The following is a 26,228-nucleotide window of genomic DNA, read 5'->3' as shown; positions in this document are numbered from 1 at the left end:
ACGTCACCCGTCGGGCCCGCCCGGGACCCGCGGGCGACGTCCGCGCGGGTCCCGGGCGGCCGGCGCTACGGCTGCGGGAAGTTCTGCTCGTCCACGTCGCTGGTCTTCGCGTTGCCGCCGACCTTCGCGGTCAGCGTGATCGACCAGATCGAGTAGGTCTTGCCGGTCTCGAAGGCCATCGTCTCGTCGAACTTGGTGTAGCTGCAGTCCTGCGTGAACATCTTCAGCGACGGGTCCCAGTCGATGCCGTCGGAGAAGAACACGTCGTACGTGCCGTCCTCGATGCCCTTGATCGAGGCCTTCTTCCCCTTGCCGACGTACAGCGAGTGGACGGCCTTGCCGGTCTTGGAGAGCGAGACGACCGAGTCGGTGGTGCCCTCGGTGTTGTCGATGTTCAGCTCGCCCTCGCCGCGCAGCCGCCCCTTGGTGACGAAGGAGCCGTTGTCGAGCGTCCGGGTCTGCGGCTGCGGGGTCTGCGGGACGGCGAAGTTGGTGGTGTAGCCGGCCGCGGTCATCTCGGCGAGGGCGCCGGGGACGGCCTTGAGGCCCTCCGAGAGGCCGACCTGGGCGAAGGCGGAACCGGTGGTGCAGTAGGTCTTCGCCTTGATGTCGGTGCGGATCTTGGTCAGGTCGGTGGCGAGCTGCGAGAACGCCGTCACCAGTTGGCGCTTGGTGGTGCCGACGCCCGCCGGGGTGTCGCTCAGCCCGAGACCGCTGCTCGCGGAGTTGGCGGCGCCGGCGGCCTCCTGGAGCGCGGCCATGAAGCCGGTCAGGTCCGCGGCGGGGTTGATCTTGCCGAGCGCGGTGCTGACCGGGTCGACGTAGCCCGCCAGGACCGGCCCGTACGGCGTGGGCGTGGGTGTGGGCGTGGGCGTCGGCGTGTACGTCGGCGCGGGCAGCGCGCTGAAGCCGTCCGACGGGCTGGACGCCGCCGAACTGCTGCCGCCGCCCGATCCGCCGTCGCTGCCCCCGGAGCACGCAGCCAGCAGCAGCGCGCTGCCGACCGCCGCGCCGACCTTGATGAAGGACCTCATGGCGTTCCCCCGGATGTTCTCTCGGTGCTCTCTCATGCACACTCCGTGCAGTCTGCTCGTCCCCGCCGACATGATCCCGACCCGACAAGAGGCGGTCAACAGGGCGCACTTGCGGCGCGTCGAAGCGTATATGGGGCGCATAAAGGAGCGCACGGAGGGGCAGCACGGGTCAACTACGATCGACGGGTGCTCAGCCTCACAGGACTCCCGCTCCAGATCGTCGCCACCGTGCTCGCGGTCGGCGTCTTCGCCGCCACGATGTGGCTCTGGCCGAAGTTCGGCGGACACGGCTGGAAGGCCTGGACGGGGCGGATCGGCGCCTTCCTCGCCACCCAGCTCGCGGTGCTCGTCGCGATGGGGCTGATCGCCAACGGCTACTTCGGCTTCTACAGCTCGTGGAGCGACCTGCTCGGCACCAACGGCAAGCCCGGCACCGTCGTCGACCACCAGCCGAACGCGGCCGCCTCCCTCTCCGTCACCGGGGAGAAGAACATGTACTCGGCGCAGGGCTCGGCCCGCGACCGCTCCGGGGTGATCCAGGAGGTCTCGGTCCGCGGTCCGCAGAGCGGCCTCAGCAGCGACGCCTTCGTCTACCTCCCGCCGCAGTACTTCCAGCCCGAGTACGCGCAGAGCAAGTTCCCGATGGCGCTGGTCCTGGCCGGGTACCCGGGCTCGGCGGAGAAGCTCATCACACTGATGCAGTACCCGGCCTCCGCCCTCACCGCCATCGAGGAGAAGAAGCTGCCGCCGACCGTCCTGGTGCTGATGCGCCCGACCCTGGTCGGCAACCGCGACACCGAGTGCATGGACGTCCCCGGCGGGCCTCAGGTCGAGACCTTCTTCACCAGCGACCTGCCCAAGGCGCTGTCCGCCGGCTACCGGATCGGCACCGACCCGGCCAACCGCGCCGTGATCGGCAACTCGACCGGCGGCTACTGCGCCCTCAAGTTCGCGCTGCGCAAGCCGGATGCGTACCGGTCCGCGATCTCGCTCTCCGGCTACTACACCGCGCCGATCGACGAGACCACCGGCGACCTGTTCGCGGGCGACGACCGGCTGAAGCAGGAGAACGACCTGGTCTGGCGGCTGCGCAACAAGCCCGCCGAGCCGGTCGCGCTGCTGCTCGCCACCAGCTACGACGAGAACAACTACGAGGGCACCCAGGCCATGGTCGGCGCGTTCAAGGCGCCGACGAAGCTGTCCACCATCACCCTCGACACCGGCGGCCACAACTTCCACACCTGGACCCGGGAGATCCCGCCCGCGCTGGAGTGGCTCGGCAAGCACCTGACGATGCCGCAGGCCGCGTAGCGGCGCACCGGTCCGGGCAACGGCACCCGGTCGGCGCAACCGCGCCGTCCCGGAGCGGCCCTCCGACCAGGGCGGGCGAGGATCACAGGCGGCTCATACCCGCGTCTCACCGTTCTCTCAGCCGGGCGCCCGAACGTAGCGCCCATGACCACGACCAGCCTCACCCCGCCGGCCGGCGAGCCCTGGCCGGAGGCCGGGGACTTCCCGCCCCCGCTGCTGCCGCCCGCCTCCGCGCCGGAGGGGGCGGCACCCGGGCGGACCGCCCACCCGCCGCTGTTCCCCGAGCTCCCGCTGCCGCCCACCGGCCCCAAGGGCCCGGCCTCCTGGGCCGGACGGCTGCGCACCCTGCCGGCCCGGGCCTGGCGGGGACGCCCGGAGGACCCGCGCTGGGTCCGGCCCTCGCTGCTCGCCCTGCTGGCCGCCACCGCCGTCCTCTACCTCTGGGGACTGTCCGCCTCCGGCTGGGCCAACTCCTTCTACTCCGCCGCCGCCCAGGCGGGCAGCCGGAGCTGGAAGGCCTTCTTCTACGGCTCCTCGGACGCCGGTAACTTCATCACCGTCGACAAGCCCCCGCTGGCCCTGTGGCCGATGGCCCTCTCGGCCCGGGTCTTCGGGCTCTCCTCCTGGTCGGTCCTGGCCCCGCAGGCGCTGATGGCCGTCGGCACGGTCGCCGCCCTGTACGCGACGGTGCGCCGGCGCTTCTCGCCGCTCGCCGGACTGCTGGCCGGCCTCGCCTTCGCGCTGACGCCGGTCGCGGCGCTGATGTTCCGCTTCAACAACCCGGACGCGCTGCTGGTCCTGCTGCTCACCCTGGCCGCCTACGGGCTGGTGCGGGCGATCGAGGCGGCGGGCACCCGGTGGCTGGTGTTCACCGGGGTGATGCTCGGTCTGGCCTTCCTCACCAAGACCCTGCAGGCGTTCCTGGTGCTGCCCGCCTTCGTCCTGGTCTACCTGGTGGTGGCGCCGACCGGGCTGTGGCGGCGGGTCCGGCAGCTGTTGGCCGGCGGACTCGCGATGGTGGTCGCAGGCGGCTGGTGGGTCGCGATCGTCGAACTGGTCCCGGCATCGGCGCGCCCGTACATCGGCGGCTCGCAGGACAACAGCTTCCTGTCCCTCACCTTCGGCTACAACGGCCTGGGCCGGCTGAACGGGGACGAGACCGGCAGTGTGGGCGGAGGCGGCCGCGGCCGGCTCCCGGCCGGGGCCGAGGCGGTCTTCGGCAACGCCCCCGGCGGTGCGCCCGCCGGAGGGCCGGGCGGCGGGATGCGCGGCGGTGGCGGCGGTGGCTGGGGCGAGACCGGCATCACCCGGCTGTTCGACGGCGACATCGGCGGGCAGATCGCCTGGCTGCTGCCCGCGGCGCTGATCCTGCTGGTGCTCGGCCTGTGGGCGACCCGTCGCCACGCCCGGACGGACACCGCGCGCGCGGCCTTCCTGGTCTGGGGCGGCTGGCTCCTGTGCACCGCGCTGACCTTCAGCTTCATGTCCGGGATCTTCCACCAGTACTACACGGTGGCGCTGGCCCCGGCGGTCGCCGCACTGGTCGGCATGGGTGCGGACGGGCTGTGGCGGGCCCGGCACCGGCTGCCGTACGCGGCGGTGCTGGCGGCGACGCTCGCCGTGACGGCGGTGTGGGCGTACGTGCTGCTCGGACGGAGCTCCGGCTTCCAGCCCTGGCTGCGGCCGACGGTGCTGGCCGGCGGGCTGCTCGCCGCGGTGGCCCTGCTGGTGGCCGGCCCGCTGGGGGCCCGGCTCGCGGCCGGCGCCCCGGCCGGAACTCCGTCGGACGCTCCGTCGGACACTGCGGCCGGTGCCGCGGCCGACGGGCGTGCCGGGGCGCGGCGGATCGCCGGACGCGTGACCGCCGTGGCGGGCCTGGTGGGCGCGGCGGCGGCGCTGGGCGGTCCGGCGGCGTACGCGCTGGAGACGGTCGGCACCCCGCACCAGGGCTCGATCGTGCTGGCCGGGCCCTCGGTGGCGGGCGGCTTCGGCCCCGGCGGCATGCGGGGGCGCGGTGCGGGCGGCGGCGCTCCGGGGCTGTGGCTCAACGGCCGGATGGTGGCACCCCCGCAGGGCGGCGGTCAGGTCGGCGGCGGCCAGGACGGTGGTCAGCCCGGCGGTGGTCAGGCCGTGCCCGGCTTCCCGCAGCAGGACGGCGGCCGGGGCACCGGCCGGGTGCCGGACGGCAACGGCGGCGGTGGCGGTGGCAACGGCGGCGGTGGCAACGGCGGCAGCGCTCAGGATCCCTCCACCGTCTTCGGCGGCCCCGGTGGTCAGGGTGGCCAGGGCGGTCAGGGTGGCCAGGGCGGTCAGGGCGGCCCCGGTGGGATGAACGGGCTGCTGAACGGTACCCGGGTGAGCGAGGAGGCGGCCGCCCTGCTGAAGCAGGACGCCGACCGGTACCGCTGGGCCGGCGCGACCTCCGGCTCGCAGAACGCCGCCAGCTACCAACTCGCCTCCGACGTCCCGGTGATGGCCCTGGGCGGCTTCAACAGCAGCGACCCCTCGCTCAGCCTGAGCGCCTTCCAGCAGTACGTGAAGGAGGGCAAGGTGCACTGGTTCATCGGCGGCGAGTCGCGCCGCACCGGCGGCGGAACCGCCGAGGCGGCGGCCGGAGCGAACGGCACGACCACCACGACCGGCCCCGGCGGCGGGTCCTCGGAGTCCATGACCGCCCAGATCGAGGAGTGGGTGGCGAGCCACTACACCGCCCGCACGGTCGGCGGGTCGACCTTCTACGACCTGACCCAGGCGCCGAGTTCCTGACGCGGCGGCTCCCGGCGGCGGGGCGTCCTCCCGGTGTCCACCGGGGAGGACGCCCCGCCGTCGCGCTACCCCGCCGTCGCGCTACCCCGCCGTCGCGCTACCCGCGGTCGCTCGCGCAGCGCGTCCCGGCGGCCGGCAGGGTGCCGTCGACGAGGTAGGCGCCCACCGCCGCCCGGACGCAGGCACTGTGCCCGTAACCGGTGTGGCCCTCGCCCTCGCGGGTGAGCAGCACCGCATTGCCCAACTGGGCCACCAGCTGCTGGGCGTTGGCGTACGAGGTCGCCGCGTCACCGGTGGAGCCGACCACCACGATCGGCGTCGCGGCCTTCGAGGCGATCGGGTGCGCCTTCTCCGCCGAACGGAACGGCCAGCTCCGGCAGTCCGGGTCGAACAGCACCGCCGCCGGCTCGTGCCGGCTGAAGAGCGGGGCCCGGGCGGCCATCCGGGCGTAGGCGTCCCGCAGTGCGTCCCCGGTCGGGACGTCGGTGGCCCCGTCGGCGCAGTAGATCGCGGTGTAGGCGTCCGTGGCGGCGCCGTAACGGCCGTCCTCGCCGCGCTTGTTGTACGAGTCGGCGTAGGCGAGCAGGTAGTCGCCGTCGCCCTGCTCCATGGCCCGGCCGATGGCCTCGGCCAGGCCGTCCCAGCCGCCCTCGTCCCCGTAGAGCACGTCCATCACGGCCGCCCAGGCGGCGGAGGAGGTGAGGACGCGGCCGCCGGTGGTGGTGAGCGGCTTCCGCTTCAGCCCGTCGAGGAAGTCGGCGGCCCGCACGGCCGCCCTGTCCTGGTCCGTCCCGAACGGGCACGACGACTGCCGGGCGCAGTGGGCGGCGAAGGCGCGCAGCGAGCGGTCGAAGCCCGCGTACTGCTCGATGTTGGTCTCAGCGATCGGCTTGGCCGGGTCGATCGCACCGTCCAGGACGAGGCGGCCGACCCGGTCGGGGAACTCCTCGGCGTAGACGCTGCCCAGATAGGTGCCGTAGGACAGGCCGAGGTAGGTGAGCTTCCGGTCGCCGAGCGCGGCGCGCAGCACGTCCATGTCGCGCGCGGTGTCGCGGGTGCCGACGTGCTCCAGCAGCTTGCCGTACTTGGCCTGGCAGGCGTCGGCGAGCAGTTTGCCGTGCTCGGGCCCGGGGGTGTCGGTGGTGACCCAGCCGTCCCGGACCTCGTCGTCCAGGCAGTTGACCGGGGCGGTGCGACCGGTGGCCCGGGGGTCGAAGCCGACGATGTCGTAGTGGTCGCGCAGCGGACCGTCGTAGTCGCGCTGTCCGCCGAGGACGGCGTCGACACCGCTGTTGCCCGGCCCGCCCGGGTTGACCAGGAGCGACCCGGCCCGCAACGCGGGCTTGGCGGCACCGACCCGGGCCACCGCCACCTCGAGGGTGGCGCCGGCCGGGTCGGCGTAGTCCAGCGGCACTTCGAGGGTCGCGCACCGTACCGACGCCGGGTCGACGCCCTCGGTCCTCGGGGCGTCCTTGCAGGCCGCCCAGGCGAGCCGCTGGCCGTAGAACGACCGGAGCGCCGGGTCCGGGGCCGACTGCGCGTCCGGCGCGGCGGCCGCCGGGGCGGGGGCGCCCGCGCCGCCGGTGGTGGTGGTACCGCCGGCGGTACAGGCCGCCAGCAGCACCACCGCGGCGACGGCGGGCAGGGCACGTCGCGAGAGCCGGGTCGTCATCGAGTCCACCGCACACGAATATCACCCGGCCATCACGCCGCTGACGGCGCCCCGCCCCTCCGTCGTCCCTCCGTCGCGTCAGTCGTGCCGGTCGCGCCGGCCGTGTCGGTCACGCCGGCCCACCGTGCGGCGGCTCACCGCGCGGCGTCGGTCGCGCAGCGCGTCCCGGCGGCCGGCACGGTGCCGTCGACGAGGTAGGCGTGCACGGCGTCCCGGACGCAGGCGCTGCGGCCGTAGCCGGTGTGGCCCTCGCCCTCGCGGGTGAGCAGCACGGCGTTGCCGAGCTGGGCGGCGAGCTTCTCGGAGTTGGCGTACGGCGTGGCCGCGTCGCCGGTGGAGCCGACCACCACGATCGGGGTCGCCGCCTTCGAGGCGATCGGGTGCGCCTTCTCCGCCGAACGGAACGGCCAGCTGCGGCAGTCCGGGTCGAACAGCGCCGCGCCCGGCTCGTGCCGGCTGATCAGCGGCGCCTTGGCGGCCATCTCGGCGTAGGCGGCGTCGAGCGCCGCCCCGGTGAGGACGTCGGTGGCCCCGTCGGCGCAGTAGATCGCCGTGTAGGCGTCGGCGGAGACGTTGTAGTGGCCGTCCTTGTCCCGCTTGTTGTACGAGTCGGTGTAGGCCAGCAGGTTGTCGCCCTTGCCCCGGACCATGGCCCAACCGATGCTGTTGGCCAGGGAGTCCCAGCCGCTCTCGTCCCCGTAGAGCCCCTCGACCACGCCGGTCCAGGCGGCCGCGGAGGTGAGCGTCCGGCCGCCGCCGGCGGCGAGCGGCTTCTGCTTCAGCCCGTCGAGGAAGTCGGCGAGCTTGCCCGCCGCCTTGTCCGGGTCCTTGCCGAGGGGGCACTGCGCCTGCTTCGCGCAGTGGGCGGCGAACGCCTGCAGCGAGCGCTCGAAGCCCGCGTACTGCTCGATGTTGTTCTGGGCGATGGGCTTGGCCGGGTCGACCGCGCCGTCCAGCACCAGCCGGCCCACCCGGTCCGGGAACTCCTCCGCGTAGACGCTGCCGAGGTAGGTGCCGTACGACAGGCCCATGTAGGTGAGCTTCTGGTCACCGAGCGCCGCGCGCAGCACGTCGACGTCCCGCACGGTGTCGCGGGTGCCGATGTGCTCCAGCAGCTTGCCGTACTTGGCCTGGCAGGCGTCGGCGAGGGCCTTGCCGTGCTCGGGGCCGAGGGCGTCCGTGGTGAGCCAGGTGTCACGGGTCTTGTCGTCCAGGCAGTTGACCGGGGCGCTGAGGCCGGAGCCGCGCGGGTCGAAGCCGACGATGTCGTAGTGGTCGCGCAGCGGGCCGTCGTAGTCCTTCTGGCCGCCCTGGACCATGGCCACCCCGCTGCCGCCCGGCCCGCCCGGGTTGACCAGGAGCGAGCCGGTCCGCTCCCCGGGCTTGGCGCCGGTGATCCGGGCCACGCCGATGTCCAGCGTCTCCCCCGACGACGGATTCGCGTAGTCCAGCGGAACCTTGAGGGTCGCGCACTGGACCGCCGACTCGTCGGTCTTCGTCGTCCGCGGGTCGTCCTTGCAGGCCGCCCAGGCGAGCTGCTGGCCGTAGAAGGACCCGAGTGCCGGGTCCGCCTGGCCGGTCGGCTTCACGGTCGGGGTCGGCGTCGGGGTGGGGGCGGCCGCCGGGGCGGTCGGGTCCGCGGACACGGTCGTAGGAGCGGCCGTAGGAGCGGCCGTCGGAGCGGTGGAGGCCGCGCCGGTGGAGCCGCCCGTGCTGCTGCAGGCGGCCAGCAGGGCGGCCGCGGCGACGGCGGGCAGGGCGCGTCGCGAGAGTCGGGTGATCGTCGAATGCACCGCACACGAATATCACCCGACCGTCATACCGCCCGACGGCACCCCTCCCCCTCGACCGGGTGTCAGCCGCCGCACTGCTGCAGCATCGCCTTCTTGTCGGCCTCCGTCACCGGCAGCTGGTACTTCAGCGACACCTGCGCGAAGCGGACCGCGTACGCGCACCGTATCTTCGGGTCGGCGGGCAGCCAGGCGGACGGGCCGGAGTCGCCCTTGGAGGCGTTCTGCGAGCCGTCGGCGGGGACGAGGTTCAGCGGATCGTTGGCGATCCGGACCCGCTTGGCCTTGTCCCACCCGCGCGCGCCCATCTGCCAGTCGTAGGACAGCGGCATCACATGGTCTATCTGGATCTTGGACGCCTGCTGCTTGCTCCAGCGCACGGTCCTGCCGGTGTACGGGTCGAGGATGGTCATCGCGGTGACCACGCACTTCGAGCCGTCCTTGTGCTCGACCGCCGAACCGTCGCGGGCCAGCAGGTCGTTGCGGGTGTCGCAGTTGTTGCCGCCGCCGGGCACGCCGTCCACGTTGTCGGTCCAGGCGGGGCCGAACTCGTTGCGGTCGTAGCCGTCCTTGGTGCCGGTCGCGGCGGTGGCGACCTTGGCGATCAGCTCCCGGCCCGCCTTCTGCTCCTCGGGCGAAGTCAGCGGCGCCAGACCGGGCTTGGTGCCGTCCGGATTGTCCAGCGGACTGGTGCCGGGGCCGACGGCGCCGGCCCCGGCGGGCACGGCCTCCTCGCTGCGCGTCCCGGCGCCGGAGCAACCGCTCAGCACCAGGGTGGATATCAGGAACACGGCGGCGGCCGACAGGGTGGGGCGACGGGTGGGCACGGTGGACTCCCCGGACGGGTGGGCGACTGACGGCGCACCAGCAGACCAGCCCGCCCGCACCCGGTCAAGCCACCACAACCCGGAGCATTTCGATCATGGCGAAGCTCACACCGGACAGCGAACGCCGTGCACCGCGCACCGGACCCGTCCCGCCCCGGTCCGTCGCACCCCGGTCACCGCCGCACCCCGCTCCGCCCCACCCCGGTCACCGCCGCACTACGGCCGCGCGCCGCCGACGATCTCCTCGAGCACCTCCTCGAACGGCGTCGCCGTCACCCCGAGCACCTCCTCCGTGCGGGTCGAGTCCAGCCGCAGCGGCCGGTCGTACAGGTAGGCCATCTCCGCCACCTCGGCGAGGACTTCGTCCCCCGACCCGGCCAGTGCGGCCGGCGCCACGGCGGTGAGCGCGGGCTCCGGCGCCCCGGCGGCCGCCGCCAGCCGCCGGGCCACCTCCCGGGCGGACGCCTCGGTGGTGCTGGGCACGTGCCAGGCCCGGCCCCAGGAGGCAGCGCTGCGGGCGGCGGCGACCAGGGTGGCGGCCACATCGCCGAGGTGGCTCCAGCTGTGCGGCGCGTCCAGGTCGGCCGGGTAGCCGACCGGCTCGCCCGCCAGCACGGCCGGTACCACCGTGAAGCCGAACAGCGAGGTGGCTCCCCGGCCGAGGAAGTCACTGGCCCTGACCTCGGTGACGCGCACCCGACCCGCCCGGTGCGCGGCGAGCGCGTCCGCCCACAGGGCCGCCCGCAGCGCGCCCTTGCGGCTGGCCGGTGCGGCGGGCAGGTCCTCGGTGAGCGGGCCGTCGACCGGCCCGTAGCCGTACACGTTGCCGAGCATGACGTAGCCCGCGCCGGTCCGTTCGGCGGCGGTCAGCAGCCCGGCGGCGAGCGGCGGGAACTCCGTGAGCCAGCGGTGGTAGGGCGGGGCGGCGCAGTTGACCAGCGAGAGCGCGCCGTCGGCCAGCGCGGTCAGGACGTCGGCGTCGGTGGCGTCGGCGGCGATCCGCTCGATGCCCGGGTGCTCGGGGCCGGTGCCGCGACGGGTGACCAGCCGGACCCGTTCGCCGGAGCCGGCGAGCAGCAGGGCGGTCGCGGTGCCGGTCGGGCCGGCGCCGGTGACGACGTGGAAGGACATGGGAGGCTCCTGGGCTGCCGTTGGGGCGGGTGGCGCCGGAGTGCCGGCGCCGTGATCAACTCTCGGTCGGGGGCCTGCCGCGCGGCAGGGCCCCGGCTGCCAAGGTTCCGGAGGTTCTGGCCATGTCCTCAGCCGTGCCGTGGTCCGACGGGGTGCCCGCCGTCCACCGGATCGCGGTCGTCGCCGTACCGCCGGTGACCGCCTTCGACCTCGCCATCCCCGACATCGTCTTCGGCTCCGCCGAGGTGGACGGCCGCCCGGCCTACCAGGTGCGGATCTGCACGGTCGAGCCGGGCCCGGTGGCGAGCACCAGCAGCCTCCACGTGATCGTCCCGCACGGCCTGGACGTGCTCGCCGGGGCCGACACCGTGCTCGTCACCGGGTCGGCCTCCCGCGCGGACGCCGACGAACGGATCCTCGCGGCGCTGCGCGCGGCGGCGGACCGGGGCGCGCGGATGGCCTCGATCTGCACCGGCGCCTTCGTACTGGCCCAGGCCGGGGTGCTGAACGGGCACAGCGCCACCACCTACTGGGTGCAGGCGGGCGCGCTGGCGCACCGCTTCCCCGAGGTCCGGGTGCTCCCCGAGGCGCTGTTCGTCGACGACGGCCCGGTACTCACCTCGGCCGGGCTGACCGCCGGCATCGACCTGTGCCTGCACATGGTGCGGACCGACCACGGCGCGGCGGTGGCCAACGCGGTGGCCCGGCTGGCGGCGGTCTCGGCGGTCCGCGAGGGCGGCCAGGGCCAGGTCCTGCCGACGCCGGTGACCGCCGCGGACGGCAGTTCGCTCGCCGCCACCCGCGCCTGGGCGCTGGCCCGGCTGGCCGAGCCGCTCACCCTGGCCGAGCTGGCCGCCCACGCGGGGGTGAGCGTGCGCACCCTCAACCGGCGCTTCCAGGCCGAGGCGGGCACCACGCCGCTGCAGTGGCTGCTCACCCAACGCCTGGAACAAGCACGGGAGTTGCTGGAGTCCACCGATCTGGCGATGGACCTGGTGGCGGCCCGGACCGGCTTCGTCACGCCCGACTCGCTGCGCCGCCACCTGCTCCAGCGGATCGGCATGACCCCGCGCGCCTACCGGGCGCACTTCGCCCGGCCGGTCCGGCCGGTCCGTCCGTCCGCCGGTCCGCGCTCCGGCACCCGTCCCTGACGCCTGCCCCCGGAGCCTCCCCCGACGTCCGGTCAGCCGCCGATGGCCGACATCGGCCGGGCGGGCCGGACGAAGTCCGCGCCACCGATGGCGTGGCCGGGCCCCTTGCGGGCGATGGTGGCCCGCCAGGCGGCCTCCACCCGGTCGTCGTCGGCGCCCTCGCGCAGCAGCGCGCGAAGGTCCGACTCCTCGGTGGCGAACAGGCAGTTGCGCAACTGCCCGTCGGCGGTGAGCCGCACCCGGTCGCACCCGCCGCAGAACGGGCGGGTGACGGAGGCGATCACCCCGACCACCGCGTCCGTCCCGGCGATCCGCCACTCCTCGGCCGGGGCGTTGCCGGACCGGCCGACCGGGTGCAGCTCGAAGCGCTCGCCGAGGCGGGCCAGGATCTCGTCCGCGGTGACCATCCGCTCGCGGTCCCAGGCGCCCTGCGCGTCCAGCGGCATCGACTCGATGAAGCGCATCCGGTAGCCGTGCCGGACGGCGAAGCCGAGCAGTTCGGCCAGTTCGTCGTCGTTGACCCCGCGTACCGGTACCGCGTTCACCTTCACCGGCGCGAGCCCGGCCGCGTGGGCGGCGGCCAGCCCGGCCAGGACGTCGGCCAGCCGGTCGCGGCGGGTGAGCGCGGCGTACCGCTCGGGGCGCAGGGTGTCCAGGCTGACGTTGACCCGGTGCAGCCCGGCCGCGCGCAGCGCCTCGGCGGTCCTGGCCAGACCGATGCCGTTGGTGGTCAGCGACACCTCCGCCCCGAGCGCGGCGATCCGCCCGACCAGGGCGGGCAGTCCGCGCCGCAGCAGCGGCTCGCCGCCGGTGAGGCGCACCGCCGTGATGCCGAGCCGGCGGACGGCGATCCGCACCAGGCGGACCACCTCGTCGTCGCTCAGCACCTCCGCCCGGGGCAGCCAGTCCAGCCCCTCGGCGGGCATGCAGTAGGTGCAGCGCAGATTGCACCGGTCGGTCAGCGACACCCGCAGATCGGTGTGCACCCGCCCGTACCGGTCCACCAGGGGGTGCGCCGCCCCGGGTCGACCCGTGACGACGCGGTCCGGCCCGACGGCGGCCGTCCCCGGCGCGGTGGTGCCCGGCGCGGTGGTGCCCGGCACGGTGGCGCCCGGCCCGGTGGCGCCCTGCACGGTGGTGCCCGACGCGCTGTTCCTCGACGCACTGTTCCTCGACGCGCTGCTCATCCGCCCAGTACAGGGGCCCTGCGGCGGGAGCACCAGCGGCCGAACCGCCGGGGCACGGCCACTCGCCGCCGTCCGCGCTCGTGCGATCGTCCAACACCCGGCGGCCGGACTGTGCCCCGGCGGCCGGGCCGGGCAGGCTGGGCCCATGGAACAGAGGGACGCGGTCACCGCGCTGGTGCTGGCGGCCGGCGGCGGACGCCGGTTGGGCGGACGACCGAAGGCACTGCTGCCGTACCGGGGGCGGCCGCTGGTGGAGCACGCCGCGGCGGCGGCCCGGGCGGGCGGCTGCCGGGAGGTGACGGTGGTGCTGGGCGCGGACCGGGAGCGGGTGCGTTCCACCGCGCATCTGCCGGGCTGCCGGCTGGTGGCCAATCCGGACTGGGAGGGCGGCATGGGCTCCTCGCTGCGGGCCGGTCTGGCCGCGCTGCCCGCCGGGTCCTCGGCGGTGCTGGTGATGCTGGTGGACACGCCGGGGGTGGGAGCGGCCGCGGTGGCCCGGCTGCTGGCCGCGCACCGGGCCGGGGCCGGGCTGGCCGCGGCGACGTACGGGGGGCGGCGCGGGCACCCGGTGCTGATCGGGGCCGGGTACCTCGCCGAGGCGGCCGCGGGCGCGCGGGGGGACGCCGGGGCCCGGGCCCTGCTGACGGCGCACGCCGGGGAGTTGGTGCCGGTCGAGTGCGCCGACATCGCCTCCCCGGACGACCTGGACACGCCCGCCGACCTCGCCCGCTGGGGAGCGGGGTGACACCCGCCCGGCACCGGACCGCCGCCGCCGCTCGGGACAGCCGCCGTCCCGACACCGGACCGCCGCCGGCCCCGCCCCCGCCGCTCGGGACGGGACTCCCGCCCGAGGGGGACCGCCCTCCTCCTCACCGGCGAGGATTCGGGCGCGCACCCCTGATTCCTCCCTGAGGATTGCCGCATTCCGCGCCGCACCCCACGGGTTTCGGGGAGCATGGGACACGTCACTCCGCCCCCGATTCGAACGGACGGTACCCCGCGATGGCCGGACTGCCCGACGACTTCACCGGACACGACCCGGCCGGGCGCGGCCCGGGGGCGGCGGGTGGCGCCCGGGCGATCCGCTGCCCCGCCTGCCGGCGGGAGCACCTCTACGAGCCGCCCTCGCTGCCGTGCCCGTGCGGCGCCTCGCTGAAGGTGCCGCTGCTGCGCGGCGGGGTGCCGGTCCAGGTCCGGTTCCGGTCCTGGGAGGACTCCTGGCTGAGCATGCGCTGCCCGCACTGCGGGCGCTCCGACCAGTGGCCGCAGCCCGAGTTCACCTGCAACTGCGGCGCCACCGTGCGGCTCCCGGTGGACCGGACCACCCGGCTGGGCGGCGGGGCGGCGGCCGGCCCGCTGGGCGCCACCGCCGGGCCGCGGGCCTCCCACCCGCACCCGGCCCGGCCCGCGCACTCCCTGGACGCGCCGCCCGCCGCCGCGCCCCCGGCCACCGGGTCCGGCGGCCAGACCGCGCAGTGGCGGCGCCGGGCGCCGTTCCGCCCGCACCCGGTGCGGACCTCGCAGGACGCGGTGTTCACCGCCGCCCGCTACCTGGAGTGGCTGGGCTTCGACGACCTGGAGCTGACGGAGGCCCAGGAACGCGACGGGGTGACGCTGCTGGGCAGCCGGATGGTCGCCCAGGTGGACACCTGGACCGAGCCGGCGGACGTGAAGTCGGTCGAGTGCCTGTGGCTGCAGACCCTGCACGCGGAGGAGATGGCCGCCGCGATGTTCACTCTTGCGGGCTATTCGCACCAGGCCACGGTGCGCGGCGAACAGCTGCTGGTGGCCCTGTTCAGCCTGGATCTGGCGGGTGTGCCGCAGCCCGCGAACGGCGCCGCCGAGGCTCTGATGGAGACCGGCTGGACGTCCTGAGGCCTCGTTCGGACCCCGACCGACCGGCCGCTGATCGTTTAGACGAAAAGCCGGCCGCGCGCAACAACCTCCGCTCGTGATCTGGTGCACAAGCTCGCCCCCGTGTTGAATTGCCGCCACAACGCGGGCCTGTGGTGTGTCGTGCCACGGACGGGGAGGGCCCGCGTCCTGCTGGATGGCGCACACAAGGAGGTGGCGTTGTCGGAGCACGGATGGGGCCCGAACGGTCAGGACGCACCGGGGCGGACGGCGCCCCCGGAGCCGGGGGACACCGTATGGCGGCTGCGGTCCCGGGCGTGCTGGCGGGAGGCCGCCGACCTGCTGCGGCCGGCCGCCGAACGCGACCCGGCGGCGGCTCTGATCAGGGCCGAACTCCTGATCGAGCAGTGCCTGTTCACCGCCACCCACTGGAACCAGGCGGAGCAGGCGCTGAGACTCGCCGAGGCCACCGTGACCACCACCGAGCAGCGCGCGGCGGCGGCCTGCGCCCGGGGCTTCCTGGCGTACGTGGCCAGCGTGCTGGGCGCGCGCGACCGTCTCGACGAGGCGCAGGCCGCGCTCGGCCGCACCTCGGCACTGCTGCCGCCGGACGCGCCGGGCCGGCCGCTGCTGGACTTCCGCCGGGGGCTGGTGGCGGAGAACCTGCTCCGCGACCCGACGGCGGCCTGGATCGCCTACCGCCGGGCCCACGAGGGGGCGGGCGAGCGCGGCGACGAACTGCTGCGCTCGTCGACCTGGCGGCACCTGGCCGCGCTGGCGCTGGCCGCCGGGGACCACGAGCGGGCCCGGGAGGGCTTCGACGCCTCGCTGCGGCTGCGCGAGCAGCTGGGCTTCACGGTCGGGGTGGCCCCGGCGCTGGCCGCGCTGGCCGAGGTGTCGGAACCGGAGGAGGCCACCCGCCTGCGGGCGGAGGCGACCCGACTGGTGCAGGCGCTCGGGGGCGTGCCGGTCTGGCTCGCACGCCAGCTCGGCGCGGGGCGCGCGCCGGGCGCTCCCCCGGACGGACGCATCGGGAGGCAGGCCGGGGGCCCGATCAGCTAAGGTGACCCTAACCTGGCCGGGTCGAGCAGTGCCCCGGCCAGGTTCGCCTTGCCGTTCCCGGGCTCCGCCAAGCCCCGGCCGGCCGGGTCCGGACGTACGGCGCGACGGCGCCACGGCGTGCCCCGCCACACCGGGCGCGCCGGCGGCGGACGGGCCCCGGCCCGGGCACGGACCGGGCGGTCCGGCGTGGCCCGGTCGACCCGATGGGGCCCACCATGAGCGCGCACAGCACCCGGTCCACCCCCGTGGCGACGGCCGTCGGCCGACCCGGCCCCGGACCTCGCCCCGGCCCCACCGGCCCGGCGACCACCCGCGGCACCGGCGGCCCCACCGCCGCCGTCCGCGGCACCACTGCCACCGGGATCCGCGGCACCGTCACCGCCGCCGGGCCGGCCGCGTACCGCCGGCTCGGCGAGGTGCTCCCCGCCCTCCGGGTGCGCTGCGCCCCGCCCCGCAGCGGCCGGGGCTGGCTCGCGGGGGCCGACCTGGTGGCCCGGCCGGCGGCGCTGCGCGAGCTGATCTCGTACGACGCCCGGCAGGCCCTGGCCCGCTACGGGCAGCCGCTGCGCCCCGACGTGGCGGCGGGCATCGGGCTGCACCGGTTCGTCTGGCCGGTCGCGCTGCTGTTCACCCTGCCGTGGTTCCTGGAGCGCCGGGTGCCGCTGCTCGTGCCCGGAGACATCGCGGTCCGCCGCCGCACCGGTGAACTGACGGTCCGCCCGGGCGCCTTCCTCTGCCTGCCGGACGATCCGGCGGCACCGGGCGCGGCCGTCCCCCCGGCCGTCCCCCCGACGGCCCCGCGCGCGGCCGTCCCCCCGGGAACGCCGTCGCCCCCGCTCCCGCCCGGCGCCCGCACCGTGACCGACGAGGCGGCCCTCGCCGCCGGGCTCCGCTCGGCGCTGGCGGACTTCCTCACCCCGGTGCTGGACGCGTTCCGCCCCGAGGTGCGACGCGGCCCGCGCACCCTGTGGGCGATGTCCACCGACGCCGTGGTCGAGGGCCTCTGGTACGCCGGGGGCCTGCTCGGCGAGGAGGAGCGCGCCCGGACGGAGCTCGCCGCACTGTTCGCGCCCGGCGTGTCCGGGGCGTCCGGGCCGAGGGAGCCGCGGGCCGCCCGCCCGGCGCCGGAGTGCGCGCCCTTCACGCCGGGCGCCGGCTTCACCGACCCCGCGTCCGGCGACACCGATCGCTCCGACCGGTGCCGGGCCAGCTGCTGCCTCGTCTACACCGCCCGGGTCGAGGCGATGTGCGCCGGCTGCCCCCGCGTCACACGGGGTTGACGGAGGTGAACGGCGGTGCGGGGCCCGGCCGGGCCCCGACCTCGGGAAACACCGGAATTCCCCATTGATATCAATATGACAATGCGACTTATCCCTCGCCAGAAATCCCTCTCGTCAGCGCATTGACAGCGAATCAGCCATTCTCCGGCCGAGCATCCGTCATGATGGTCCCCGCCATCACGGCGCAGGAATTGCGACGCAGGAAAGCGAGGCTGGTCCAGGCGATGAAATTGTCCGACATACCGCTCGGTTGGGCCGTCACCGGCGTTGCCGCGCTGCTGGTCAGCGCGCTCGTGGTGGCCCTGGCCCGGAGCCGGGGATCCGGCGGCACCGGCACCGCGGATTCCTGGGAGCGATCCGAGGAACGGCGCCGCCGCAAGGAGTCCCTGTACGGCGGGGCCTCGTACACCCTGCTGTTCTGCTGCGCGGCCGTCGCCGCCGCACTCTCCTTCCACGGCCTGGTCGGGTTCGGGGTGCAGAACCTCAACCTGTCCGGCGGCTGGGAGTACCTGGTGCCGTTCGGCCTGGACGGGGCGGCGATGTTCTGTTCCGTGCTCGCCGTGCGCGAGGCCAGCCACGGCGACGCCGCACTCGGTTCCCGGCTGCTGGTCTGGCTGTTCGCCGGCGCCTCGGCCTGGTTCAACTGGGTGCACGCCCCACGCGGTTTCGGCCACGCGGGCGCGCCGCAGTTCTTCGCGGGGATGTCCCTCTCGGCCGCCGTGCTGTTCGACCGGGCCCTCAAACAGACCCGCCGGGCCGCGCTGCGCGAACAGGGCCTGGTCCCCCGTCCGCTCCCGCAGATCCGGATCGTCCGCTGGCTGCGGGCCCCGCGGGAGACCTACGCCGCCTGGTCGCTGATGCTGCTGGAGGGCGTGCGGAGCCTGGAGGAGGCGGTCGACGAGGTCCGCGAGGACAAGCGCGAGAACGCCAGGGAGAAGGAGCGCCGCAAGCTCGCGGGGCGCCGGGAGCGGGCCGAGATCAGGGCCATCAACCGCACCCACAGCGTCTGGCGCCCGCGCGGCGGCGGCTCCGGGGCGGCGTCCCGGCAGCTGGAGCCCGGCCCGGAGTCCGCCATAGCGGGCGGCTCCGGCGGCCCCGGCGGCCCCGACCGGCCCGCGGTCGAACCGCCGGCACGGGCCGAGGCCGTGGAGGGCGCGGCGGCGCAGGCGGGCCTGCCGGCCCGGCCCGAACGGCACACCATCGACCTCACGCCCGACGACGACACCGTGGCGCTGCCCCGGCTGGACTCGCTGGAGCGCAAGCTGAAGGACCTGGAGCAGCAGTTCGGCTGAGGCCGGAGCCGGAGCCGTCGCAGGCCCCCGGGCACCACTGCCCGGGGGCCGCTCGGCCGCCGTCACTCCCCCGGCGTCACTGCGACGCCGTCACTGCGACGCCGTCACTCCGCCGTCGCCACCGTGAGCTCGAACCACATCCGCTTGCCCGACCCCCGGGGCTCCACGCCCCAGCCGTCGGCCAGCGCCTCGACCAGCATCAGCCCGCGCCCGGAGGAGGCCTGCTCCCCCGGTGTGCGGCGGGTCGGCCAGAGGTCCGACTCGTCCTCGACCTCGACCCGCAGCCGGGCCCGGCCGCCGTCCGCGGCCGGCTCCCGGTAGAGCCGGGCGGTGAACATCGCGTCCCGGTCGGTGTGCCGGATCGCGTTGGTGACCAGCTCCGAGGAGAGCAGCTCCGCGGTGTCGATCAGCTCGGCGACACCCCACCGGCGCAGCGCGTCCCGCAGCTCCGCCCGGACCTCCGCGATCCGCGCCAGATCGGCCTGCCCGATCCGGCGGCGCAGCTGCTGGGCGGCCAGGCCGCCCTCGGGGCCGTCCCAGCGCAGCAGCAGCAGCGCTATGTCGTCCTCGCGCTCACTGGAGTCGGCGGCCTGCGAGGCGATCCGGTCGGCCAGCTCCTCCAGCGGGTCGCGGCCGGTCCGGGAGGCGTCCGCGAGCGGCTCGGCGAGCACCGAGGTGAGTCGCGCGACGCCCTCGTCGAGGTCCATGTCGCGCGCCTCGACCAGGCCGTCGGTACAGAGCAGCACCGTCTCGCCCGGGTCCAGGCTGAACCGGGTGACCCGGTACTCCTCGTCGGGCGCGATGCCGAGCGGCAGCCCGCCGGCCACCGGGACGGTGCTCGCCGTGCCGTCGGCGCGCCGCACCACCGGGTCGAGGTGGCCGGCCCGTACCGCGTACACGACGCCGTAGTCGACGTTCACCTCGGCGTAGGTGCAGGTGGCGAAGTGGTCGGTGTCCAGGTCGGCCAGGAAGCGGGAGGCCCGGGCCATCACCGCGGCGGGCGGGTGGCCCTCGGCGGCGTAGGCGCGCAGGGCGATCCGCAGCTGGCCCATGATCCCGGCGGCGTGCACGTCGTGGCCCTGGACGTCGCCGATCACCAGGCCGACGTGGCCGCCGGGCAGCGGCACCACGTCGTACCAGTCGCCGCCGATCTGGAGCCCGGAGCCGGCCGCCAGGTAGCGGACGGCGGTGGTGACCCCGGGTACCGAGGGCACGGTGCGCGGCAGCATGACCCGCTGCAGGCCGGCCGCGAGCTCGTGCTCGGCGTCGTGCAGCCGGGCCCTGGCCAGGGACTGGGCGACCAGGCCGCCGAGGGTGGAGAGCAGGGTGCGCTCGTCGGCGTCCAGCTGGCGGTCGTCGTCGAAGCTGACCACGCAGACGCCGATCGCCCGGCCGCTGGCCACCAGCGGCAGGAACGCCCAGGAGCTGCGGCTGGTGCGGCGGGCCTGCTCCCAGACGTCCGGGTAGCGCTCGCGGTACTCCTCGCGGCTGGCGCAGAACACCGGGGCGCGGCCCCGGAGCGCCTCGGCGGCGGGGTGGCTCGGCGGCAGCACCGAGCGGTCGTAGCCGGCCAGTTCCTCGGGCCGGTAGCCGGAGGCGCCGAGGATCTGCACCCGGCCGGCCTCGAAGGAGGCCAGGACCAGGCCGTCCGGCGGCAGGCCGGGCAGCGGCAGCTCGGTGAAGACCCGGGCCACGTCGCGCACGGTGACCGCCTCCGAGAGGGCCCGGGCGGCCTCCTTGATGAAGCGGGAGCGCTCCTCGCGCAGCAGGGCCATCCGGTCGGCGCGATCGCGTTTGTGCAGCTCGACGGTGGCGTCCCAGACGAAGCCGACCATCCGGGAGGCCCGGCCGAAGGCGTCGGCGAGGACCCGGCCGCGGAAGCGGACGGCGCGGGTGGTGCCGTGCGGGCCGACCGTCCGGTAGTAGGCGCCGCACTGGCCGAGCTCGGCGACGGCGCGCTCGACCCGGCGGCGCACCACGGGGGCGTCCTCGGGGTGGAGCAGGGCCAGGAAGGAGGCGGAGGTGCGGTCGAAGCGGCCCTTCTCGGCGGAGTCCAGGCCGACGATGGTGCAGGCCCGCTGGTCACCCTCGAGGATGTCGCGGCGGATGTCCCAGTCGAAGGAGCCGATGCCGTTGGCCGCCATCGCCGGTTCCAGCCAGTCCGGCGTGGAGTCGCCCGGGGAGAGCGGCAGGCCGCCGGAGAGCATCGGCGCGAGCCGGCCGGCCGCGAGGCCGGGGGCGGTGCGCAGCGCATGCCGCCGGGCCGCCTGCGCGGGGGGCCTGGCCCGACCGGAGCCGGTCGTGGGCGGACCGGACGGGAGGGCCGGCCCCGGTGACTCGGGCTCTGTGGGCATGCTGCTCCTGCCGCTGCCGTGGCGGACCGCGCCGACCGTCCGGACGGGCCGCGTGGCGGTGTGATGGGTGGTGCTCGACGGTCGCGCGCCGACGGGCGGTCATCGGTCGAGACGGTAGGAGTTTCCCGCCGCTTCTCGCTCGTGGGCACACATTCCCACCATCCTGGCCAATGTTCGGCCGAGCGGCAATGGCAACGGGCCGGAAATCTTGGCACTCGCCTTCACTTACGGGCATCGTTCGGTCGCGAACGGTGCTCGTACGGCAAACGGTGGGCCGGGAAGTCAGAGTTCGGCGGCGGGAAGTCAGAGTTCGACGGTGGCCAGTTCGAACCAGGTGACCTTGCCGTCGCCGCGCAGGTGCACGCCCCAGGAGTCGGCGAGCGCCTCGACCAGCATCAGCCCCCGGCCGGAGGTGGCGTACTCCGCGTCCGGGTCGCGGCGGCGGCCGGGGAGTCCGGCCTCGCCGTCCTGGACCTCGATCCGCAGCCGCTGGTCACCGGTGAGCACCGCGTCGAAGACCGCGCCCCGGCCGGTGTGCTGCAGCGCGTTGGTGACCAGCTCGGAGGTGAGCAGCTCGGCCGTGTCGGCCAGCTCGGGCACGCCCCAGTGGCCGAGCGCGGCGCGCAGCCGGTGGCGGACCGCGCCGACCGCGACCAGGTCGGCGGCCTCCAGTGCCAGGTGGAGCCGGCGGTTCAGCGCGCACCCCGGTGCCGGTACGCCCGGCCGGGCGACGTCTGTCGCACCCACGGTGCCCGCGCCACCTGCCGTGCCCGCCGGACCGCCCTGGCCGGTTCCGGTGATCCGGAAGGCGCCCCCCGAACTCGTCCGCTGCCGCGGGAATCGCGACTGACCGTCCATCACCCCTGCCCCCACCCTCGCTCCCGGTCGCCGATCCGGGCCCCCGCCGGTCGGTCGACCCCTTTGGTACTGACCAATCATCGTCATGCCCACCTTTCGGCATTTGGAACAGTGCGCGGGCGATCACCTGGGGTGAAAGGGGCACGAGGCGGTTCGCGTGATCCAGCCGCCCCCGCCGGACAGGTTTGCGATGCGTACGGGCCGCCCCCGGGCCCCGGACGGGCTTCCGGGACCGGCGCGGACCGGCGACCGGACACCGGCGCGGGCCGCCGGCCCGGGGCGACCGGACGCGTCCCGTGTGCCGAACGGCGCGCGAGCGGCAAGGCTGGACAGGGCGGACGGCTCCGGGTTCAATGGCCCGAGGTGTTTGAACGCCGTTCTAAAAGCCCTCACCCTCTCCTGCGACCGCGAGCGAGGAACCGTGCGACTGACCCCCACCGAGCGGGACCGGCTGCTGATCTTCACGGCAGCCGAGCTGGCCCGCGCCCGCCGCGCCCGAGGCGTGCGGCTCAACATCCCCGAGGCGACCGCGCTCATCGCCGACACCGTCTGCGAGGCCGCCCGCGACGGCCTGCGCCTCGCCGAGGCCGTCGAGGCCGGCCGCTCCGTGCTCTCCGCCGCCGACGTGCTGCCCGGCGTGCCGGACGTGGTCACCGTGGTCCAGGTCGAGGCGGTCTTCGACGACGGCACCCGCCTGGCCGTGGTCGACGACCCGTTCCGCGGCGCCGGCTCGCTCGGCGAGGACGCCCCCGGCAGCGCCCTTCCCGGTGACGGCGCCGGCTACGACCCGGTCGAGGAGACCGTCCTCCTCCCCGTCCACAACACCTCCGGCGTCCCGATCTCCGTCACCTCGCACTTCCACTTCTTCGAGGCCAACCCCCGACTGGCCTTCGACCGGGCCGCCGCCTACGGCACCCACCTCGCGGTCCCGGCCGGCTCCTCGGTGCGCTTCGACCCGGGCAGCACCGTCGAGGTCGGGCTGGTCCCGATCGGCGGCGCCCGGGTCGCGATCGGCTTCGCCGGCCTGGTCGACGGCCCGCTCGACGCGCCCGGCGCCAAGGAGTCCGCCCTCGCCAAGGCCCGCGCCACCGGCTACCTGACCGGCTTCGACGACGCGGAGGTGGAGTCATGACGTCCATCACCCCGCACGACTACATCTCCGTCCACGGCCCGCGCGCCGGCGACCGGGTCAGGCTCGGCGACTCCGGGCTGGTCGTCCGGGTCGAGTCGGACTCCCAGCGGCCCGGCGACGAGTTCCTGGCCGGATTCGGCAAGACCGCCCGCGACGGCCTGCACCTCAAGCCCGCCGCCGTCCGCGACACGTGCGACGTGGTGATCAGCAACGTGCTGGTGATCGACGCCGTGCAGGGCGTGCGCAAGACCTCGATCGGCATCCGGGAGGGCCGGATCGCCTCGATCGGCCGGGCCGGCAACCCCGACACCCTGGACGGCGTGGACGTCGTGGTCGGCACCGGCACCACCATCGTCTCCGGCGAGGGCCTGATCGCCACCGCCGGCGCCGTCGACACCCACGTCCACCTGCTCTCGCCGCGGATCATGGAGGCCTCGCTCGCCTCCGGGGTCACCACGGTCATCGGCCAGGAGTTCGGCCCGGTCTGGGGCGTCGGCGTCAACTCGCCCTGGGCGCTGCGGCACGCCTTCAACGCCTTCGACGCCTGGCCGGTCAACATCGGCTTCCTCGCCCGCGGCTCCTCCTCCGACGAGGCCCCGCTGATCGAGGCCCTCGCCGAGGGCGGCGCGTCCGGCTTCAAGGTGCACGAGGACATGGGCGCGCACACCCGCGCCCTGGACACCGCACTGCGGGTGGCCGAGGAGTACGACGTCCAGGTCGCCCTGCACACCGACGGCCTCAACGAGTGCCTGTCCGTCGAGGACACCCTGCGGGTGCTCGACGGCCGGACGATCCACGCCTTCCACATCGAGGGCTGCGGCGGCGGCCACGTGCCCAACGTGCTGAAGATGGCGGGCGTGCCGAACGTCATCGGCTCCTCCACCAACCCCACCCTGCCCTTCGGCCGGGACGCCCTGGGCGAGCACTTCGGCATGATCGTCTCCGCCCACGACCTCAAGACCGACCTGCCCGGGGACGCCGCGATGGCCCGCGACCGGATCCGGGCCGGCACCATGGGCGCCGAGGACGTGCTGCACGACCTGGGCGTCATCGGCATCACCTCCTCCGACGCCCAGGGCATGGGCCGGGCCGGCGAGACCGTGCGCCGCACCTTCGCCCTGGCCGGGAAGATGAAGGCCGAACGCGGCCCGATGGAGGGCGACGGGCCCGAGGACGACAACCAGCGGGTGCTGCGCTACATCGCCAAGCTCACCGTCAATCCGGCCGTCGCCCACGGCCTCTCCCACGAGATCGGCTCGATCGAGACCGGCAAGCTCGCCGACATCGTGCTCTGGCGCCCCGACCACTTCGGTGCCAAGCCGCAGCTGGTCCTCAAGGCCGGCTTCCCCGCCTACGGCGTGGTCGGCGACCCCAACGCCTCCACCGACCGCTGCGAACCCCTCGTGCTGGGACCGCAGTTCGGCGCCCACGGCGCCACCGCCGCCGACCTCTCGGTCGCCTTCGTGGCCCGGGCGGCGGCCGACGGCGCCTACCTGGACCGCGCCGCCGACGGCCTGCCCACCCGGCGCCGGCGCGTCGGCGTCCGCAACACCCGCGGCATCGGCCCGCGCGACATGGTGCGCAACGCCCGCACCGGACAGGTCGAGGTCACACCGACCGGCCTGGTCTCGCTGGACGGCGACCCACTGCGCTCCGAACCGGCCGACAGCGTCTCGCTGAGCCGCCTCTACTTCCTCTGACCCGCACCTTCCGCACCGTCACCCACCCGTTCCACCGAAGGACCTCCCGATGACCACCCCCGCCCCCGCCTCGCTCGGCTACCGGATGCCCGCCGAGTGGCACCCGCACGACCGGACCTGGATGGCCTTCCCCACCAGCAACCCGACCTTCGACACCCCGGAGAACCTGCACACCGGCCGCGAGGCCTGGGCCGCGGTCGCCAACACGATCGTCCGGTACGAGCCGGTCACCCTGGTGGTCAACACCGGCGAGACCGAGGAGGCCCGCAAGTACGTCTCCGAGCAGGTCGAGATCGTCGAGCGCCCGCTCGACGACGCCTGGATGCGCGACATCGGCCCGTCCTTCCTGATCGACGGCAACGGCGGGCTGGCCGCCACCGACTGGATCTTCAACGGCTGGGGCGCCCAGGGCTGGGCCCGCTGGGACAAGGACCAGCACATCGCCGAGCACATCACCGAGCTGACCGGCGTCCGCCGCTTCGCCTCCCGGCTGATCAACGAGGGCGGCGGCATCCACGTCGACGGCGAGGGCACCGTGCTCGTCACCGACACCGTCCAGCTCGGCGAGGGCCGCAACTCCGACTGGACCCGCGAGGAGGTCGAGGCCGAGCTGCACGCCTTCCTCGGCACCACCAAGGCGATCTGGCTGCCGCGCGGACTCACCCGCGACTACGACGAGTTCGGCACCCGCGGCCACATCGACATCGTCGCCTCCTTCGTCCGCCCCGGCGTCGTCGTCGCCCACGTCCAGCCCGACCCGGCGCACCCCGACCACGCGGTCTGCCAGGAGCTGGTGGCGATCCTCCGGGCCTCCACCGACGCCCAGGGCCGCCCGCTGGAGGTCGTCGAACTCCCCGCCCCCACCGTCCTGCTGGACGAGGACGGCGAGCCGGTCGACTACTCCTACATCAACCACTACGTCGCCAACGGCGCCGTGGTGCTGTGCGCCTTCGACGACCCGCGCGACCAGGAGGCCGCCGCCATCCTCGCCGAGGCCTACCCGGGCCGCACGGTCGAACTGGTCGACGCCCGCGAGATCTTCGCCAACGGCGGCGGCATCCACTGCATTACTCAGCAGCAGCCGAAGGCCTGACGCCGGTGCAGGTCACCTGCACCGACGAAACGACGGTCTCCTGACTCCCCGGCCGGCGCCCCACCGGGCGCCGGCCGGGGCATCAGCGCAGGATCATCAGCAGCAGCACGCACACGATCACCGCGACCGGGACCATTGCGGCCACCGTCAACCGTGCCGTCGGGGACCGGGGCGCGCAGGACCCCGAGTTCCTCCTCAAGGGGCGCGCCGAGCATGGCCGGCCTTCCCCTGGTAGTCGCTGCGGGCCAGTTCTCTGCCGATCCAGGACCACGCGCTCGACTCGATGCCCCACCGCAGGACGTGCCCCTTCTCACGAACCGGCTCGCACGTCGCGCTGTCCATCACCACCCACAGCCCAGGGTTCCGTCCGCGTGGCGGTTCCTGCACCGGCTGGTACCGCGCGGCGTGCCTCTGTCTGGCGGTCCGACCGTCGCCGTGACGGACACGGATGACGATCCGGCCGGCCGGAAGGGTGACCGGGAAGTCCAGCGCGCCACCGTCCAGCGCGGCCTCGACGGTCTCGGTGGCCCCGGTGCCGAAGAGCATGCGAACAGCGGCGCGCTGCTGGTCCCCGAACTCCAGGTCCTTCACTGCCTGCCAGACGGCAGTCAGTGCCGCTGCTGGTGGCAGGGCCGTGGGTTCCAGGCACCCATCGACGCTGACGGTCCAGTCCTCATCTGCGGTCAAGGCCATGCGCTCTCCTTGGTGCCGAGGCGGCGGAATCCGAGCCGCGC

Annotated in this window: 20 protein-coding genes; 11 read left to right on the top strand and 9 right to left on the bottom strand. The window is 74.9% G+C overall.

The window, feature by feature from the left end:
- Nucleotides 1–65: 65 nt before the first annotated feature.
- Nucleotides 66–1,070 (bottom strand): hypothetical protein, encoded by a 1,005-nt coding sequence (locus ACIPYS_RS03280; protein WP_159425028.1) that lies wholly within the window; start codon nt 1,068–1,070, stop codon nt 66–68.
- Between the two features lie 150 nt (nt 1,071–1,220).
- On the opposite strand from ACIPYS_RS03280, the gene ACIPYS_RS03275 reads away from it, so the two are divergent.
- Both ACIPYS_RS03275 and ACIPYS_RS03270 read left to right on the top strand, forming a co-directional pair.
- Nucleotides 1,221–2,345: an esterase family protein gene (locus tag ACIPYS_RS03275; RefSeq protein WP_093862539.1), complete on the top strand. Its 1,125-nt coding sequence runs from the start codon at nt 1,221–1,223 to the stop codon at nt 2,343–2,345.
- 144 nt (nt 2,346–2,489) lie between these two features.
- A complete protein-coding gene (locus tag ACIPYS_RS03270; RefSeq protein WP_400742399.1) occupies nt 2,490–5,111 on the top strand; it encodes an ArnT family glycosyltransferase in 2,622 nt (873 codons plus the stop codon).
- Nucleotides 5,112–5,208: 97 nt separating this feature from the next.
- Here ACIPYS_RS03270 and ACIPYS_RS03265 read toward each other — a convergent pair whose 3' ends face one another.
- The 4 genes from ACIPYS_RS03265 to ACIPYS_RS03250 form a co-directional block, all read right to left on the bottom strand.
- A complete protein-coding gene (locus tag ACIPYS_RS03265; RefSeq protein WP_400742855.1) occupies nt 5,209–6,783 on the bottom strand; it encodes an alpha/beta hydrolase in 1,575 nt (524 codons plus the stop codon).
- Between the two features lie 134 nt (nt 6,784–6,917).
- The gene (locus ACIPYS_RS03260; RefSeq protein WP_400742396.1) at nt 6,918–8,576 is read right to left on the bottom strand and encodes an alpha/beta hydrolase; all 1,659 of its coding nucleotides are present in this window, start codon (nt 8,574–8,576) and stop codon (nt 6,918–6,920) included.
- Between the two features lie 62 nt (nt 8,577–8,638).
- Nucleotides 8,639–9,400, bottom strand: a complete 762-nt coding sequence (locus ACIPYS_RS03255) for an HNH endonuclease family protein (protein ID WP_400742393.1) — start codon at nt 9,398–9,400, stop codon at nt 8,639–8,641.
- Nucleotides 9,401–9,616: 216 nt separating this feature from the next.
- Nucleotides 9,617–10,531, bottom strand: coding sequence for an NAD-dependent epimerase/dehydratase family protein (locus ACIPYS_RS03250; protein WP_400742390.1), 915 nt, complete (start codon nt 10,529–10,531; stop codon nt 9,617–9,619).
- 122 nt (nt 10,532–10,653) lie between these two features.
- On the opposite strand from ACIPYS_RS03250, the gene ACIPYS_RS03245 reads away from it, so the two are divergent.
- The gene (locus ACIPYS_RS03245) at nt 10,654–11,682 is read left to right on the top strand and encodes a GlxA family transcriptional regulator (protein WP_400742387.1); all 1,029 of its coding nucleotides are present in this window, start codon (nt 10,654–10,656) and stop codon (nt 11,680–11,682) included.
- Nucleotides 11,683–11,714: 32 nt separating this feature from the next.
- Here ACIPYS_RS03245 and moaA read toward each other — a convergent pair whose 3' ends face one another.
- Entirely contained in the window at nt 11,715–12,869 is a 1,155-nt protein-coding gene (gene moaA, locus ACIPYS_RS03240; protein WP_400742384.1) for a GTP 3',8-cyclase MoaA, read from the bottom strand.
- A gap of 145 nt (nt 12,870–13,014) precedes the next feature.
- Between moaA and ACIPYS_RS03235 the strand changes: the two genes are divergently transcribed.
- The 5 genes from ACIPYS_RS03235 (at nt 13,015) to ACIPYS_RS03215 (ending at nt 18,357) form a co-directional block, all read left to right on the top strand.
- Nucleotides 13,015–13,614, top strand: coding sequence for an NTP transferase domain-containing protein (locus ACIPYS_RS03235; protein ID WP_400742381.1), 600 nt, complete (start codon nt 13,015–13,017; stop codon nt 13,612–13,614).
- Between the two features lie 257 nt (nt 13,615–13,871).
- The gene (locus ACIPYS_RS03230) at nt 13,872–14,744 is read left to right on the top strand and encodes a hypothetical protein (protein WP_231977835.1); all 873 of its coding nucleotides are present in this window, start codon (nt 13,872–13,874) and stop codon (nt 14,742–14,744) included.
- Nucleotides 14,745–14,942: 198 nt separating this feature from the next.
- Nucleotides 14,943–15,785, top strand: coding sequence for a hypothetical protein (locus tag ACIPYS_RS03225; RefSeq protein ID WP_400742378.1), 843 nt, complete (start codon nt 14,943–14,945; stop codon nt 15,783–15,785).
- 215 nt (nt 15,786–16,000) lie between these two features.
- Nucleotides 16,001–17,065 carry a (2Fe-2S)-binding protein gene (locus ACIPYS_RS03220; protein WP_400742376.1) on the top strand — a complete coding sequence of 355 codons (1,065 nt, stop codon included), beginning with the start codon at nt 16,001–16,003 and terminating at the stop codon, nt 17,063–17,065.
- A gap of 224 nt (nt 17,066–17,289) precedes the next feature.
- Nucleotides 17,290–18,357: a DUF2637 domain-containing protein gene (locus tag ACIPYS_RS03215; RefSeq protein ID WP_400742373.1), complete on the top strand. Its 1,068-nt coding sequence runs from the start codon at nt 17,290–17,292 to the stop codon at nt 18,355–18,357.
- Nucleotides 18,358–18,461: 104 nt separating this feature from the next.
- On the opposite strand, the gene ACIPYS_RS03210 is transcribed toward ACIPYS_RS03215, so the two are convergent.
- The gene (locus ACIPYS_RS03210; RefSeq protein ID WP_093862531.1) at nt 18,462–20,711 is read right to left on the bottom strand and encodes a SpoIIE family protein phosphatase; all 2,250 of its coding nucleotides are present in this window, start codon (nt 20,709–20,711) and stop codon (nt 18,462–18,464) included.
- A gap of 303 nt (nt 20,712–21,014) precedes the next feature.
- Entirely contained in the window at nt 21,015–21,458 is a 444-nt protein-coding gene (locus ACIPYS_RS03205; RefSeq protein WP_231977833.1) for an ATP-binding protein, read from the bottom strand.
- Nucleotides 21,459–21,990: 532 nt separating this feature from the next.
- Here ACIPYS_RS03205 and ureA point away from each other — a divergent pair.
- The 3 genes from ureA to ACIPYS_RS03190 are packed head-to-tail and all read left to right on the top strand — an operon-like array spanning nt 21,991 to nt 25,494.
- Nucleotides 21,991–22,701, top strand: coding sequence for an urease subunit gamma (gene ureA / locus ACIPYS_RS03200; protein ID WP_400742370.1), 711 nt, complete (start codon nt 21,991–21,993; stop codon nt 22,699–22,701).
- Nucleotides 22,698–24,401: an urease subunit alpha gene (locus ACIPYS_RS03195; protein ID WP_400742367.1), complete on the top strand. Its 1,704-nt coding sequence runs from the start codon at nt 22,698–22,700 to the stop codon at nt 24,399–24,401. The genes ureA and ACIPYS_RS03195 overlap by 4 nt, the downstream gene beginning before the upstream one ends.
- Before the next feature lie 49 nt (nt 24,402–24,450).
- Nucleotides 24,451–25,494: an agmatine/peptidylarginine deiminase gene (locus ACIPYS_RS03190; protein WP_093862527.1), complete on the top strand. Its 1,044-nt coding sequence runs from the start codon at nt 24,451–24,453 to the stop codon at nt 25,492–25,494.
- Nucleotides 25,495–25,689: 195 nt separating this feature from the next.
- On the opposite strand, the gene ACIPYS_RS03185 is transcribed toward ACIPYS_RS03190, so the two are convergent.
- A complete protein-coding gene (locus tag ACIPYS_RS03185; protein WP_400742362.1) occupies nt 25,690–26,187 on the bottom strand; it encodes a hypothetical protein in 498 nt (165 codons plus the stop codon).
- Nucleotides 26,188–26,228 lie beyond the last annotated feature (41 nt).

Origin of the sequence: Kitasatospora sp. NPDC089913, assembly GCF_044748625.1 — a bacterium.
GTDB lineage: Bacteria > Actinomycetota > Actinomycetes > Streptomycetales > Streptomycetaceae > Kitasatospora.
Note: the sequence above shows the minus strand (reverse complement) of the source record. Positions and strands in the feature narration are given on the sequence as shown.

Coding starts and splice junctions, on each gene's coding strand:
- ACIPYS_RS03280 (WP_159425028.1), bottom strand. CDS start 1,070: ATGAGAGAGCACCGAGAGAACATCCGGGGGAACGCCATGAGGTCCTTC.
- ACIPYS_RS03270 (WP_400742399.1), top strand. CDS start 2,490: ATGACCACGACCAGCCTCACCCCGCCGGCCGGCGAGCCCTGGCCGGAG.
- ACIPYS_RS03265 (WP_400742855.1), bottom strand. CDS start 6,783: ATGACGACCCGGCTCTCGCGACGTGCCCTGCCCGCCGTCGCCGCGGTG.
- ACIPYS_RS03250 (WP_400742390.1), bottom strand. CDS start 10,531: ATGTCCTTCCACGTCGTCACCGGCGCCGGCCCGACCGGCACCGCGACC.
- ACIPYS_RS03245 (WP_400742387.1), top strand. CDS start 10,654: ATGTCCTCAGCCGTGCCGTGGTCCGACGGGGTGCCCGCCGTCCACCGG.
- moaA (WP_400742384.1), bottom strand. CDS start 12,869: ATGAGCAGCGCGTCGAGGAACAGTGCGTCGAGGAACAGCGCGTCGGGC.
- ACIPYS_RS03235 (WP_400742381.1), top strand. CDS start 13,015: ATGGAACAGAGGGACGCGGTCACCGCGCTGGTGCTGGCGGCCGGCGGC.
- ACIPYS_RS03230 (WP_231977835.1), top strand. CDS start 13,872: ATGGCCGGACTGCCCGACGACTTCACCGGACACGACCCGGCCGGGCGC.
- ACIPYS_RS03220 (WP_400742376.1), top strand. CDS start 16,001: ATGAGCGCGCACAGCACCCGGTCCACCCCCGTGGCGACGGCCGTCGGC.
- ACIPYS_RS03215 (WP_400742373.1), top strand. CDS start 17,290: ATGAAATTGTCCGACATACCGCTCGGTTGGGCCGTCACCGGCGTTGCC.
- ACIPYS_RS03210 (WP_093862531.1), bottom strand. CDS start 20,711: ATGCCCACAGAGCCCGAGTCACCGGGGCCGGCCCTCCCGTCCGGTCCG.
- ACIPYS_RS03195 (WP_400742367.1), top strand. CDS start 22,698: ATGACGTCCATCACCCCGCACGACTACATCTCCGTCCACGGCCCGCGC.
- ACIPYS_RS03190 (WP_093862527.1), top strand. CDS start 24,451: ATGACCACCCCCGCCCCCGCCTCGCTCGGCTACCGGATGCCCGCCGAG.
- ACIPYS_RS03185 (WP_400742362.1), bottom strand. CDS start 26,187: ATGGCCTTGACCGCAGATGAGGACTGGACCGTCAGCGTCGATGGGTGC.